The organism is Oceaniglobus sp. K40-3 (assembly GCF_055808395.1).
In genome coordinates this window covers 1212733-1227117 of sequence record NZ_CM147868.1, presented here as the reverse complement: position 1 = coordinate 1227117, position 14385 = coordinate 1212733, and the positions used below count along the sequence as shown (strand labels likewise).

Annotated in this window: 12 protein-coding genes and 2 pseudogenes; 4 read left to right on the top strand and 10 right to left on the bottom strand. The window is 61.8% G+C overall.

The window, feature by feature from the left end; genetic code table 11:
• The first annotated feature begins 35 nt into the window (after positions 1–35).
• From AC0L7P_RS06290 to AC0L7P_RS06280, 3 genes and pseudogenes are all read left to right on the top strand, one after another.
• Positions 36–1004: an efflux RND transporter periplasmic adaptor subunit gene (locus AC0L7P_RS06290; protein WP_473434941.1), complete on the top strand. Its 969-nt coding sequence runs from the start codon at positions 36–38 to the stop codon at positions 1002–1004.
• Positions 994–1266, top strand: coding sequence for a hypothetical protein (locus AC0L7P_RS06285; RefSeq protein ID WP_473434940.1), 273 nt, complete (start codon positions 994–996; stop codon positions 1264–1266). The genes AC0L7P_RS06290 and AC0L7P_RS06285 overlap by 11 nt, the downstream gene beginning before the upstream one ends.
• A pseudogene (locus AC0L7P_RS06280) lies at positions 1263–4408 on the top strand (efflux RND transporter permease subunit). Before AC0L7P_RS06285 ends, AC0L7P_RS06280 begins: the two are co-directional and overlap by 4 nt.
• Before the next feature lie 11 nt (positions 4409–4419).
• Here AC0L7P_RS06280 and AC0L7P_RS06275 read toward each other — a convergent pair.
• Positions 4420–4821 carry a group III truncated hemoglobin gene (locus AC0L7P_RS06275; protein ID WP_473435411.1) on the bottom strand — a complete coding sequence of 134 codons (402 nt, stop codon included), beginning with the start codon at positions 4819–4821 and terminating at the stop codon, positions 4420–4422.
• A gap of 2 nt (positions 4822–4823) precedes the next feature.
• Entirely contained in the window at positions 4824–4979 is a 156-nt protein-coding gene (locus tag AC0L7P_RS06270; RefSeq protein ID WP_473434939.1) for a hypothetical protein, read from the bottom strand.
• Positions 4980–5061: 82 nt separating this feature from the next.
• Between AC0L7P_RS06270 and AC0L7P_RS06265 the strand changes: the two genes are divergently transcribed.
• On the top strand, positions 5062–5490 hold the full coding sequence (locus tag AC0L7P_RS06265) for an RrF2 family transcriptional regulator (protein WP_473434938.1): 429 nt from the start codon (positions 5062–5064) through the stop codon (positions 5488–5490).
• Positions 5491–5505: 15 nt separating this feature from the next.
• Here AC0L7P_RS06265 and AC0L7P_RS06260 read toward each other — a convergent pair whose 3' ends face one another.
• The 8 genes and pseudogenes from AC0L7P_RS06260 to AC0L7P_RS06225 all read right to left on the bottom strand — a co-directional run bounded on the left by AC0L7P_RS06260 (position 5506) and on the right by AC0L7P_RS06225 (position 14379).
• Positions 5506–6504, bottom strand: coding sequence for an alginate lyase family protein (locus AC0L7P_RS06260; protein ID WP_473434937.1), 999 nt, complete (start codon positions 6502–6504; stop codon positions 5506–5508).
• On the bottom strand, positions 6501–9251 hold the full coding sequence (locus AC0L7P_RS06255) for a tetratricopeptide repeat protein (protein WP_473434936.1): 2751 nt from the start codon (positions 9249–9251) through the stop codon (positions 6501–6503). Before AC0L7P_RS06255 ends, AC0L7P_RS06260 begins: the two co-directional genes overlap by 4 nt.
• 64 nt (positions 9252–9315) lie before the next feature.
• On the bottom strand, positions 9316–9960 hold the full coding sequence (locus AC0L7P_RS06250; protein ID WP_473434935.1) for an alginate O-acetyltransferase AlgX-related protein: 645 nt from the start codon (positions 9958–9960) through the stop codon (positions 9316–9318).
• A pseudogene (locus tag AC0L7P_RS06245) lies at positions 9945–10535 on the bottom strand (alginate O-acetyltransferase AlgX-related protein); the annotation flags it as partial. The gene AC0L7P_RS06250 and the pseudogene AC0L7P_RS06245, both read right to left, overlap by 16 nt.
• 55 nt (positions 10536–10590) lie before the next feature.
• A complete protein-coding gene (locus AC0L7P_RS06240; RefSeq protein ID WP_473434934.1) occupies positions 10591–11022 on the bottom strand; it encodes a hypothetical protein in 432 nt (143 codons plus the stop codon).
• A complete protein-coding gene (locus AC0L7P_RS06235) occupies positions 10994–11359 on the bottom strand; it encodes a hypothetical protein (protein WP_473434933.1) in 366 nt (121 codons plus the stop codon). Before AC0L7P_RS06235 ends, AC0L7P_RS06240 begins: the two co-directional genes overlap by 29 nt.
• Before the next feature lie 15 nt (positions 11360–11374).
• On the bottom strand, positions 11375–13822 hold the full coding sequence (locus tag AC0L7P_RS06230; protein WP_473434932.1) for a right-handed parallel beta-helix repeat-containing protein: 2448 nt from the start codon (positions 13820–13822) through the stop codon (positions 11375–11377).
• Positions 13762–14379: a sugar phosphate nucleotidyltransferase gene (locus AC0L7P_RS06225; RefSeq protein ID WP_473434931.1), complete on the bottom strand. Its 618-nt coding sequence runs from the start codon at positions 14377–14379 to the stop codon at positions 13762–13764. The genes AC0L7P_RS06230 and AC0L7P_RS06225 overlap by 61 nt, the downstream gene beginning before the upstream one ends.
• Between the last annotated feature and the right edge of the window lie 6 nt (positions 14380–14385).

Here is a 14385-nt window from a genome sequence, read left to right as displayed (position 1 = left end):
ACCGGGCCCTTGCCCCCTGCGACAGGAGAATTCCAATGGCAGACGACACGTCGGCACCGCCCGAGCCGCTTGCTTTTGACAGCGACGCCGGATCTTCGCGTTCAAAATGGCTGGCGATGGGGCTGACCATCCTCATTGTGGGCTGGATGGGCAGTGGTTTCGTTTTTCCCGCAAGCGAAAGCGCCGAAAAGCCCCCAGCGGCCAAGACCGAACCGCGCGCCGTCACGGTTGCGGTGCGCCAATCGGTGGCACAGGATGTGGCACAGGTGTTCGTCGCCGAAGGTCAGGCCCTGCCCGACCGTGACACGATGATCCGCGCCGAAACCGCGGGCAAGATCGGCAAGGTTCTGGTTTCCAAGGGCGCGGATGTGACCGACGGCCAGATCATCGCGCAGATTGATGTTGCCAGCCGCGCCGCCGATGTGACCCGCGCCAAAGAAGAACTGGCCCGGGCGCAGCGCGAATTCGACAACGCCGAGGCGCTGTTGAAACGCGGGGTTGCGACCCAGGATCGCGTGTCCGAGGCCCGCGCCACCCTGGCCGCCGCCCAAGCCGCCGTGACCCAGGCGCAAGAGGCCGAGGACAACACCGAAATCCGCGCACCATTCGCCGGCCGGCTAGAGGCGCTGGATCTGGCCGAGGGTGAGTATGTTTCGCTTGGCGCGGAAATTGGCCGGGTGGTCGATAACACCCCGCTGACCATCACCATCCAGATTCCCCAGCAATCCCGCTCCGAGATCAAGATTGGCCAACCCGCCGACGTGAATTTCATCACCGGAACCGAAACCACCGGCAAAGTCACCTTTGTGGGCAGCAGCGCCGATCTCGCAAACCCGGACCTTTACCGCCGAAATTCACGTCGCCAACGCAGATGGCGCAATTCCCGCAGGCATCAGCGCCAAGGTGCGCATTCCCACCGGATCGGTCACCGCGCATTTCGTATCGCCCGCCATCCTGTCGCTGGACACCGACGGCACGCTGGGGATCAAAACGGTGGGCGATGACAACGTTGTCGTGTTTCACAAGATTGCAATCGTGCGCGCCCAGACCGATGGCATCTGGGTGTCGGGCCTGCCTGATACCGCGCGGATCGTGACCATCGGTCAGGGCTTTGTGAACGCCGGCGAACGGGCCGACCCACAGCCGGAGCCCGCCGCAAAACCCGACACCGGTGAAACCGCCGACGGCATCGCAATTCCCACCCCCGAAAACGACGAAAGCGCAACACTGATCGCCCCCGCCACGCCGCAGGAGCCCGGCAAATGAACACGCTGATCGACGCCGCATTCAGCCGCGCCCGTGTCGTTGTCATGGCTTTGGTCATGATTTTGGCCGTGGGGGCCTATGCCTATGTCGCGATTCCCAAGGAAAGCTCGCCCGAGATTCCGATTCCGTTCTTTTATGTCTCGACCGGGGTTGATGGCATCACGCCCGACGACAGCGAACGCTTGCTGGTCGAACCGCTGGAAACCGAACTGTCGAGCCTGACAGGCCTGAAACAGATGACCGGCAACGCCGCCGAAGGCCATGCCAGCGTGCAGTTGGAGTTTGACCCCGGCTTTGATTCGGATGAGGCGCTTGACAAGGTGCGTCAGGCGGTGGACCGCGCCAAAGCCGAACTGCCCGACGATGCCAACGACCCGACGATCACCGAAATCAACACCGCTTTGTTCCCGATCCTGACGGCGATCCTGTCCGGGCCGGTTCCCGAACGCACCCTCAACAGCATTTCCCAAGACCTGAAAGACGAAATCGAAGGGTTGGCAGGGGTGCTTGAGGTGGATGTGGGCGGTTCGCGCGACGAATTGCTTGAGGTACTGATCGACCCGACGGTGTTTGAAACCTACAACATCAGCTTTGAAGAACTGATCAGCCAGATCAACCGCAACAACCGCCTGATCGCCGCCGGAGCCATCGAAAACGGCGCCGGGCGGATTGTGCTGAAAATTCCCGGCCTGATCCAGAATCTTGATGATGTGATGAACCTGCCCGTTATTGTGCGGGGCAATACCGTTGTCACCTTTTCCGACATCGCCACCGTGCGCCGCACCTTTGAAGACCCGACAGGTTTTGCCCGGATCAACGGCCAGCCCGCGCTGGCGCTTGAGATCAAGAAACGCTCGGGCAGCAACATCATTGAAACAGTCGCCGCCGTGCGCGCTCTGATCGAAGAGGCATCACAGGATTGGCCCGACAGCGTGCATGTCGATTACATGCAGGACGAAAGCGAGCAGGTGAAAACCATGCTCAGCGATCTTGAGGCGAACGTGATCGCGGCCATCATTCTGGTGATGATCGTGATCGTCTGGGCGCTTGGTATCCGGTCCGCGTTTCTGGTGGGGCTGGCAATTCCGGGGGCGTTTCTGGCCGGTGTGACCGTGCTTTGGGTCATGGGATATACCATGAACCTCGTGGTGCTGTTTTCACTGATCCTTGTGGTCGGGATGCTGGTGGACGGGGCCATCGTCACCACCGAACTGGCCGACCGCAAGCTGCAAGAGGGCAGCCCCCGCGCGAGGCGTATGCCTTTGCCGCCAAGCGCATGTCGTGGCCGATCATCGCGTCCACCGCGACCACGCTGTCGGTGTTCTTTCCGCTGCTGTTCTGGAACGGCGTCGTCGGCGAATTCATGAAATTCCTGCCGATCACCGTGATCCTGACCCTCACCGCCTCGCTGTTCATGGCACTGGTGTTTATCCCCGTGGTCGGCGGTATCATCGGCAAACGCCCGCCCCAATCGGCCAAGGACAAGGCCAAACTGCACGCCGCCGAATTGGGCGATCCGCGTACGCTGACCGGGTTTACCGGCGGCTATGTGCGGGTGTTGCAATATGCGATCCTGAACCCCGGCGCGACACTGACCCTGGCCATTGCCATGCTTCTGGCCGGATTCGGCGCCTATGGCCAGTTTGGCAACGGGATCAGCTTTTTCCCCTCGGTCGAACCTGATTTCGTGCAGGTGCAGGTGCGCGCCCGGGATAATTTCTCGATCTACGAAAAGGATGCCTTGGTGCGCCGGGTCGAAGAACGCCTGTTTGATTACGACGAAATCAAAAGCGTCTATGCTCGGTCAACCACCGGCGGTGGCCAGCAGGATGAAGACGTGATCGGCACCATCCAGCTTGAGCTGACAAAATGGAACACCCGCCGCAAGGCCGAAATCATCAACGAACAGATTCGCCAACAGATGTCTGACATCGCCGGTGTCGATGTGCAGGTACAGGCCGCCTCGAACGGACCATCGGGGGGCAAGCCGATAAACCTGCGGGTGCGCGCCCGCGACCCCAACGTGCAGGCCGCCGCCGTTCAGAAAATCCGCGACGCCATGGACCGGATCGGCGGTTTCACCGATGTGACCGACACCCGCCCCCTGCCCGGGGTGGAATGGCGCATCGCCGTGAACCGCAGCGAGGCGGCGCGGTTCGGCGCCGATATTTCAACCCTCGGTCAGGCGGTGCAGCTTTTGACACGGGGCATCACCGTGGCCGATTATCGCCCCGGCAATGCGGATGGATCGGTGGATATCCGGGTGCGGTTCCCCTCGGGGGAACGCACGCTGGAGGCATTGCAGGGCCTGCGGGTGCCCACCAGTGCGGGCCTTGTCCCGATCTCCAACTTCGTGACCTTCGAACCTGCCCCGCGGTCCGGCACCATCACCCGGATCGACCAGCGCCGCGTCGTCAGCATCGAGGCAAACGTGGCCCCCGGCCTGTTGGTCAACGACCAGGCGATCGCGCTGACCGCCGCCATCGACAAGATGGATCTGCCCGACAGCGTCGAGGCGAAATTCGCGGGCGAGGCCGAGGATCAGCAGGATTCGATGATCTTTCTGGCGGGTGCCTTTCTCACCGCGATTTTCCTGATGTTCGTGATTCTGGTGATCCAGTTCAACAATTTCTATCAGGCGTTTGTGGTGATGAGCGCGATCATCTTTTCCATCGCCGGTGTGCTGTTCGGACTGATCGTCACCGGGCGGCCCTTTGGCGTGGTCATGGGCGGAATCGGGGTGATCGCCCTTGCCGGGATCGTGGTGAACAACAACATCGTTCTGATCGACACGTTCAACGATCTGAAACGCACCGGGATGGCACCCATGGAAGCGGCCCTGCGCACGGGCGCGCAACGTCTGCGCCCTGTCGTGCTTACCTCGGTCACCACGGCGCTGGGGCTGTTGCCCATGGTGATCGGCGTGAACCTCAATTTTTTCACCCGAGAGGTGGTTTACGGCGCGCCCTCCACCCAGTGGTGGACCGAACTGTCATCGGCCATCGCCGGGGGGTTGGTGGTGGCAACTGTCCTGACCCTCGTGGTCACGCCAGCGATGCTGATGCTGGGCGAAGGGCGCAAACGCAAGAAGCGGGCGAAGGGCAAAACCGCAACACCCGACACAGCCGCCGCACCGACATGACCGGCGCAGTTTCAGGTTCGGCAGAGATTGGGCACCTCTGCCGCGCCCGGTTCCGGCGGCAGACCATAGCGCAGCCCGCGCCCGATCCGGTGAACAAGCGCCGACCATGATTGCGCCAGAGGCTCTGGCAATTCCTCGGCCAGCACAATGTCGAACAGCGACAGCCAGACATCGAAATGCCGGGCCTTGACGTTGCCCGCCGCCATGTGAACCTGCATCGGGTTGCCATCATAACAGCGTTGCAGCAACAGCGCATTGCGCCAGAACCTGCCGATCTTTTCTTCATGGCTGGGCCAATCGGCCACATGGGACGCAAAAATCGGCCCAAGGGCCGGGTGCATGCGGACACGGGCATAGAACCGCGCCACGACCCGGTCGATCTGTGCCTCGGTGACGGGAATACGCGGCGGCATGGTCACGCGACGATGATCCAGACGATAACCAGACCCACCACCAGATAAAACAACGTGTTGACGAACCATCGGATCAGACCGGCATCCGATTCGGGGTCGACGCCCAGATGTTCGCAAACCTTGGTTCCCGGCCAGAGAAAGGCTTCGGAAAATGACATAGCACGCGCTCCCTAATGGGTATTCATGATGCGCATTATCTAGCTCTTTTAATTGCGCATTGTAAATGCTAAATATGCGATCATGCAGTTGGACAAATTCACCGATTACGCCCTTCGGGTTCTGATGATGCTGGCGATACGCACGCCTGCGCGGGTTGCCACGTCGGAAATCGCGGCGATCTATGGGTTGTCCGAAAACCACCTGTCAAAAGTGGCAAGCCAGCTTACCCGCGAAGGGTTTGCAGCGTCGGAACGCGGGCGCAACGGCGGCCTGATCCTTGCCCGCCCCGCCGATCAGATCCTCATCGGTGATGTCGTGCGCGCGATGAAACGCAATGACCCGGTGGTGGAATGTTTCGGGCCGAATAAATCCTGCCTCATCCTGCCCGCCTGTGGCTTGCGCGCCCCCTCGCCGAGGCCCAGGAGGCGTTTTTTGCAACGCTGGATCGCTATACGCTGGCCGATGTCGCCCGGCTCGCGGCGCGCCCTTACCGATCTGCTGGGCGCGTAACCGGCACCGCTCTTGTTATCGCCACAGCGCCGTCTGATCGCCCCCCAGCTTGGAATGGCTTAACGGGCGGAACGGCGCGGCCAGTGCATCCAGCGCCGGATTGGGATAGAGGGTCAGATAGGCCTCGATCCAGGCAAGGTTGAACCCTTCGACCTGATCGCTGCCATCAAAGAAGGTCTGGACCTTGCCGGTGATCGCCAGCGTTTGGGCGCCATCGCGCAGGTCACGTTCGGTAAATTCCACCACCCGGCGCAGGGAATCGTTGCATTGCCCGGCCACGGGCACCCCCTGCCCCGCCAGCCGCACCGCCGTAACCACAAGCGGCGCAAGGGCATGGAGCTGATAGTGCAGTGCAAACCGGCCCCGGCTCATCTCCTGCGGCAGGCTGCCATCGGCGTTGGCGGAACACAGAATGTAACTTGTGGACCAGGCCGACCACCCCAGCATCACCGCGTCATCGCTCAGCTCTCCGATGGCATTTCCTGCCAACGCTGACCATGCACGCAGGTTGCCCCGCGCCGCGCCGTCGGGCGCCGTTTCCCAGAAATTCATCTGCGCCCGCTGACGCCGGTTCAGCCAGTCGCGCACATCATTCAGATCCTCGGCGTTGCTGGCAAAGGGTGCAACCTGTAGCGCGGCCATGCCAAAGGCCGACAGGCGCGACCCGATGGTCAGTTGCGAAGTGTTCGAGCGCAGATCGCCCATGGCATCGGCGCGCGCCCAGACCGCCATGCGCGACAGCACACAATCGGCCACGGCAGGCCTGTTTGCGTCATCGGCAAACACCTCGTTCGCGTCGCTGGTCAGGGCGCGCAGGAAATCGTCGATAGGGCCAAGGGCCTCGTCAACATCTTGGTTTGCCTTTGCGTCCAGCGTGCTGCTGCTGCCTTCGGCATCGGAATACCGGCTGCCATAGGCCAGGCTGAACACCGGTTCGGGCGCGGTCGGGCAATCCTGCGCCAATGTCACCCCGGGCACGATCAACGCCACCACCAATGCACATGCACGGATCATTGCCCTGCCCCCAAACGCAACAAATCAGCCAGGCCGCTGGCCCGGTGTTGCCCCACCAATGCGGCCCGCTCCAGCCAGATGATAGCCAGATCGGTGTCTTTCTCAACCCCGATACCAAAGCCCAGAACATAGCCGTATTCGGCCATCGCCACGGGGCTGCCGGCCTCGGCGGCTTCGCCCAGCAGGCGGGCCGATGTGACCAGATCGCCGGGGCTGCGGGCGGTGTTGCGCAGCAGCAGGGCAAATTCGACCTTGGCCGTCGTATCGCCCGCCCGCATCGCCTGTTGATAAAGTGCACGCACATCAAACCGCCCGGCGGCACTATCGCGCACCTCTTGTACGGCCTTGCGGTAATTGGCCAGAACCCAGGTCAAATCGCCCGGCGCGCCGCTGTTGGCCAGTGCCAACAGATGATCCACCGCCTGCGAAGGGTTATACGTGCGCAGATCAGGATCAGCCGTCAGACGGAACAGGCGGCGGTGCGCGGCCATATCACCATCGTCCAGCGCCCGCTGATACACGTTCAGTTCGCTGGGCGCGGCACCGTCATCGAACGCCGCCATCTGTCGGTCCGACAGGCGCAGTTTCGACAGAACATTCCCGCCCTCGATAATCAGCCCGATCTGGCGCCAGTGATAGGCAAGGACCGGCGTATTGCGCAGGGCGTGGGCCTCGCCCAATTCATCGGTGTCCTTGGTGCCACAGGTCATGAGGGAAACCGCACGATCAAAGTAATCCTCGGCCTTTTGCGGGGTGACAAAGGGCAGCGCGAACATCAACGCCAGAAAATCGCCCCGATCCTCGATGGTCTGTTCGTACTCTTCGAACACCGCCCGCGCGCTGACATCGGGCGCCAAAAGCCGGGCCTTCAGGCGGATCGACGCCCCTTCGCCGCGGTTGCCGGCACGGGTCAGCAGATCAATGATTTCATCCGCGATTTCAGGTACCTTGGCGTTATCCTCGACCAGGGCAATGGCCAGATCCAGCGCGGTGGTCACCCCGTTGTTCAGATAGATCCGGCGGAACAATTCGACCGCGAGGGTTCGTTCAAACGGGTTGGTGGCCAGTTCGAATTCCAGCTCGGCAAAGGCTTCAAGCGCCTGATCGGAATTGTCGATCCGGTCGGCCCAACGGCGATGGGCGCTGTTGCGCGCGAATGGATCGACCTGAATACGCTCAAGAAAATTCGCCAGTGATTTGATCCGGCCATCCAGCGCCTGCGTTTGAATCTGGGCGACGGTCAGGGGTTCCTTGAACGGATCAAGGGCAATCAGATCGGTGGCCGACACACCCACAGCGCCATACAGCGATGCGTCATAATTCCGCGCCCATGTATCGGCCTCGTGCAGGCGCGGCGCATCATTGGCCTGACAACGATAGAGCGTATCAAGGTCATCCATCGCCTCGGGCATGCCATGGCGTGTCACCGCCTCGGTCAGCAGATCAATGGCGCGGCCCAACTGAACCGGATCATCGCGATACCGCACCAGCATCTTGCCCAAAATCCGGGTGCCCTCGCCGTCGCGCAGCTTGGCGGCGGTTTCCAGCAGGATCATCGCTTCGGCCTCTCCGGCCCAACGCCCGCGCCGCACCAGCACCTCTTTCGCCAAAGCGGTAAACACCCAACCCGGCGCATCGGGCAACGCCGTCAGTTCGCGCAGATATTTCATATAGGGTGTGTCGTCGTCGTCGGGGTCGATCCCGTCAATGTTGACCGCAAGGCTCAGCAGGGGCGCAACCGAGGGACGATGGCGTCCGGTATCTTCGGAATAATTGAACCCGAGGATATCCTGCAATTCCTCATCGCTGACCGCGCCGGTGGCTTTCAACGCATCGACCTGACCATCGGTAATCGCAATGCCCCGTTCGGCCGCGAGCCGCAGATAATGCAGCATCACGGCGTTGTCTTTCTTGGCGGCATCTGCCGAAAGGTGAAATTCCACCACCCGCCACGCCCCTTCGGCGCTGCCCATATCGGCGGCGAATTTATACCACGCATAGGCGATCTCGGGGTTGCGGCTGACGATTTCGCCGTTGATGTATTCACGGGCGATCCGTTCGGCCCGCCCGCATACACCCGGATTCATCTGCCCCAGCAGACCACCAAAGGCCATGGTCACCGTCAGATCAAGCGGCGCATCCCAGCCTTCGACCGGCCGCCCCTCAAGCTCCATACGGGCCAGTTGCAGCAACGCGTTGGCATTGCCGCCAAAGGCCGCATTCAGGATCAGTTCACGGGCGAAATCCTCGTCACGGGCCACGCCTATTGCGGTCATGTAATATTGCGCCAGAACAAGCCGTTGGTTGTTGGTCAGTTGATCGGCACGGACGCGCAGATCGTCGATCAACCCCGCCGTGCGCAATTCATCCAGCCGCCCCGCATCAATATAAAGCGCGACCCGCGCCAACAGTTCTTTGCTGCCTGCGAAATCATCGTCGACCTCGGCCAGACGGGTGATCAACGTGCTGATGAAATCAAACCAGCGGTCAGCGTCATCGGACTGAAGCCGGCGAATATCGCGGTTGAGATAAAGAATACGCAGGCGGTTTGTCAGTTCCTCGTCGTCGCCGCTTTCCACCGTGAGGTCATTGGGCTTGTCCTCGGGCGCGGACCGGCAAACGTCCTGGGGTTCAAGCGCCGGCGGCAGGAAGGCCAGCTCAATGGTACGCGCCTGCACGGGCGACGCCCCAAGAACAGACAACAGGACAGATGCACCAATGGCGGCACGGATCAGCGGTTTCAGCATCAAAGTCAGCCTTTCCCGGAGTAAAAGCAGGCCACGACGCGGGGCGCGCCGCCAAATGGCGCGGTCAGTTCGATGTCAACAGATGATGTGCCACCGACCCAAAGCCCCGACATGGGCATCCCGAACCGCCCGGTGTGAATCTGATCGGGATTGCGCAGGATGGTGCGCGACCGCGACAACCCGTCGCGCGACCGGAAGGTAAACGTTGCCTCGGGCTGGCCGCGCCCAAGGAATCGACAAAAAGGGTGTAATCCAACCCGATATCCAATTCGTTCAGATCAACACTGATCCGGTTCGGGTTCTCGGTTGAAAACACGTTCAGCGGCACCCGGCAGGTATTGCCCGCCGCCGCGATCAATTCGCGCATGGGCTGGTCACCGAACTGCGCGAGGTTCTCTTCTATGGGCACTTCCCACACCAGAACGCCGGGGCGCGCCGTCTGAAACGCATCCGAGGTCAGATATGAACTGATGGCGCCAAAGGCCCCGCCGCCGGTGACCGTGTACTGCACCACATCTGCCCCGGTCTGTTCGGCCAGAAAGCCGGTGAAATTCGTGGCGGGTTCGCCGGTGAATTCCGTACCGACAACTGCGATGGGGCCATCCTGCTGCGTGCTGGCAAAGATGGAATTGTCAGCGGACTGTGCTGCGCCACGGGGGGCCGGGTGGCGTAACTGGCGGTGGTCACGGCGGGAATGGTCATTTGGCAATGCTGCTGAATCTGGGCGAACATATCCGATTCCAGCGTCACGGTTTCACCGGCGGACGACGCGAACCCACCCTTGCCCGGCAATGCCACATCCGGCAGCGCGCCCAAACGCGCGGCCACGGCTGCGGCGGCCATGCGGGCGCCTGCCACTGTCCAGCGAAGATCGGCCTTGAAATAGGCCGGGGCGCTGGTTTGCGCCTGCACCATCGCGCGGCGCGGATCGGCCGTGGCAACGCCGCGTTCTTCCAGCCGCTTGATCACATCCAGATAGACGGTCGTGGCCAGATCCGGGTCAAACCCGAAATCTTCCGCCTCGGATGTCAGGTATCCGGGCATGGCCAGACTTTTTGTCGGCACCGGCAGATAGATCAGCACCGTGCCCGTGGTGGCCAGCGCCTCGGACAATTCGCCCACAAGGTCGATTGTTTCATCAGAGACGCTGTAGAAATTCCGCATGTCGGGATTGACGCGAAAGAACACGCCCTCCTTGCCCTCGATCACCGGAAGATCGCCGCGCGCCGACAGGTCGCTGCACCCATAGGCCGATTGTGCCTGTGCCTGAAACGCCCCGATCATGCCGCAACTCAATGCAAAGACCAGCCCCACCAGTCGTTTCATCCCTGTCCTCACCTTAGCTTTTTGTCGCGCCCGCCTGTACCGTTTTGGCATCCAGAAGGCCGATCAGATTTTGCGCCGTCGTCATGACCGCCAGATTCGTTGATTTCCGCGCCCGTTCGAGATAGCCGCGCACCACCGACGCGTCGGATTTGCTCAGTGATGGCTTGCTCATCAGATCAAGGGCAAAGTGCAGCTCGACCCGGCCATCCATGGTTTTGGCCTGCTCCAGAATTCTGTCACGGGTGGCGTTTGACAGCGCGCCGAACAGCCGCCCTTCGCCGTTGAATTCGATCACCGCATCCAGGGCCAGCGCATTTCCGGCCCAGGCATGAGCATAGAGCACCTTGATCAGTTGGTTCAACCGCGCCGCAGGTTCGCTTCCCGGTTCGATCCGGCGCATCCCGGAAATCATGTCATCAAGGCCGTAAACCCGCCCCTGCCCCACCGCGATTGCCGCATAATGCGCGATATCCGAGGCCGATGCCCCCCGCGCCCATGGCCTGCAACCGCTTGGTATAGCGCCAGGCGGCCATGCCATCGCCCCGGTCGGCAAGGGCGCGCAGATCATCATTGCTCAGCCGTACATCGTTGTTCATGGCGCGCCGTGCCGCGCGCAATTCGGCGGTGGGCAGTTGATTGGTGCGGGTCAGGCCCCGGTCAGTGACCACGCTGATGGTGCGGGTTTTGGCATCGACAGGCATGGTCAGCGGCACGCCCTGCGCCGCCACCCCCTTGACCAGAAGCACCGCGATCGGCAGAGCAAGACAGATGGTTCGGATCATCGTTGCGTTCCCCGTTCAGTTCTGCGCGCAGGGGCTGATGGCATCCGGCACGGGCGCGCCCCCCGCCGCCGTCAACAAAAGCGGCGTTCCCCCATCCAGATCCTGCGCGATATAATGGCTTTGCCTTGCCACATCGCCCGACAGGAACCGGGGGAACTGCCCGGTGAAATCATTGCCTGACAGGATCAGGTTTTCCGCGGTGGCCGAGGCCAACCCCGAACGGTTGTCATGCAGCACGTTTTGCACAATGAAGGTGCGTGCGCCCGGAGATTGCGCCGAAATCCAGATGCCCGCACTGTCGTTTGACAACACCTGATTGTCCCGTACGAGCGATCCGTCGCTGCTGCGCACCTCGATCCCTTTCTGGGTGTTGTCCATCACGAAATTCGCCAGAATGCTGGCGCAGTTGGATTTATCCACGGTTATGCCACCGCCCGTGCGGTGCCAGACAAGATTGTTGGCCACATAGGGGCGGTGGCTGCTGCTGCGCACGACGATGCCCGACTTTTCACCGTTCAGCACGACATTGCCCGAAACCACGGCATCAACCGACCCTTCAACCACCTGCACCGCGTTGAATTCGGACGCGCCGGCAAAGAGGTTCGACACGACCCGCGCACGCGGGCTGTTGGCCAGTATCAGCCCGGTGCCACGGGCCTGTTGAATGCGGTTGCCGTCGATGTGGATATCGGCGGCGGCGCTGATCACAACCGAAACCACCCGTTGAAACAGGCTGTTGCGGATGAACGACCGGTGGCGCACCACCATCAGATTGTTGCGGATGACCGAAAGGCCGCCAAAGGCGCGGGTGCGGCCAAATCCAAGATCCTGAAACCGGCTGTCCTTGATGTGAAAACTGCCACTGCCGGTCATGGCCACAAAGGGGGCAAAGCGCGGCAGATAGGTGTTTTCGCGGCCCTCGCTGCGCACCTGGGCGCCAGTCATCGCCAGATGGCCAAAATTCACCAAAAAGGCACCGTCCGGGCGGCTTAGCCCCAGGGTTTGCCCCGGCGTCAGGGTCAGCGAGGCGCCCTCCCAGATCACCAGTGGCACGGTCAGGGTCAGATTGCCGTCGGTGCTGGGGGCTTGCAGGTGATACTGGCTGAGAAACAGATCGACATCGGCCAGCGTCGCATCACCCTTGCGGATCACCAGGGCGCGCAGGGTGCTGTCGGGGCCCTGGGCCGTCAAAACGGCACCTGTGTCGGTTGCGCCGGCAATCTGCGTCAGCATGGTCAGGGCAAGGCGCAGATCAAGGGGCTGCCCCTCGACCGCGTCGCGCGAATGAACCGGCCCCGGTGCGGGGCGGATCGGGCCGGGCGGGGCGGTTGGCGCGACCAGATCGAACAGACCCGCCGCCTGAAACAAGGCCGGTGCCGATTGCGCCAGACGCGCAGGATCGTCCAACATCTGTGACAACCCGGTGATGCCATCGCGAATGGCGCGGTCCTCGGGGCGGTCGGGCGCGGCAGCGGCAACGCCGACACTCATTGCCCCGCCGACCATGACCATGGCGACGCGGCGCAGAAAAGATGCCAGTACGTCAGGCAAGTCGGACATGGGTGACCGTTTCATCGCTGAGCGTGCGCGCCACAGTCTGCGCACGCTCGGGTTCGGGGCCGTCCCGGCGGGCACGGCGTTTATGCTGTCGATCAACGCAAGAGATGCCGATTGCGTCATCATCAGCAGTTCGACAGGTTCATCGGTGCGGTTGCTGACCCGGCTGATCGTCTTTGGGTCAAGCAGCGCGCGTTCCCCCTCGGCCAGATCGGTCTGGGTGCGCCCGTTGCTGACCACCACAGAACCGGCCACCACCGTCAGTTCGCGCATCCCCGCAGGATCAACATCAAGCGATGTGCCGGCGTTCAGCGTCAGCGTGGACAGGTTCAACCCGTTGGTATCAATCAACTGCTTGTAACTGCCCCAACCGGCGGTGCTGCCGTTGTGTTTTTCCGCCTCTTGCCGTTTGGCCGCTTTCAGATGCTCGGCCACCTTTTTCACGTTCTGGCAATGGCCCACCCTGGTGACCAACAACGCATCGGGGGTGTCGATGATGATCACATCCGACAGGCCAACCACCGAAACCAGCCGGGTATCGCTGCGCACCATGGAATTCCTGGTTTCCACGGCGATCACATCGCCCTGCAAGACATTGCCGTCGTGGTTGGGTTTGGAAATCCCGTACATCGCCGACCAGCTTCCCACATCGCTCCAATCGACATCGAGAGGGGCCAGCGCGATCCGGCGGGTTTTCTCGAACACCACCTGTTCGGTTGGCAGGCTTGCCGCATGACGAAAGTGATCGGGATTCAGCAGACAGCCCCGTTCGTTGCTCAGCCCGTGGGCCAACGCCTGTTGCACGGCAACAAAGCTGTCGGGGTCGAACTTGCGGTATTCCTCGATCAGGACCGCCGCCGAAAACATGCTAATCCCCGAAGCCCAATAGGCGATGTCGCTTTCCACCAGCAACCGCGCCTTGCGCAGGGGGGCTTTTCCACAAAGCGATGCACCCGGTGAAGGCCGGGGTGTTCGGCAATCGGCCCACCATCGGTGATATAACCAAACCCGGTTTCCGCATAGCGCGGCTTGATCCCGAAGGTGATGATATGACCATCCAGCGCCGCCTGACGCATGGCCAGAATCGTGGTGTTCAGATCGCCCTCGATCACATGATCAGACGGAACAACCAACATGAGAGCATCGGGATTCTGCCCATACAGCGACAGGGCAGCGGCCAGAACCGCAGGGCCGGTGTTGCGGCCCATGGGTTCGAATATCAGTTGCGCGTCGCTTTTGATCTGGGCCAGTTGGCCAGCCACCGTATTGCGATGCCGGACCGATGACACAATCAACGGTTTTTCAAACCCGTCGCCCCGGTGCCGTTCGACGGCGGATTGAAAGAACGTCAACGATGCCTCATCCCCGACGCGCTGAAACTGCTTGGGGCTTTCGGTGCGCGACATCGGCCACAGCCGGGTGCCGTTTCCACCGCAAATGATGAGTGGATGAATATTGGTCATTGTCGA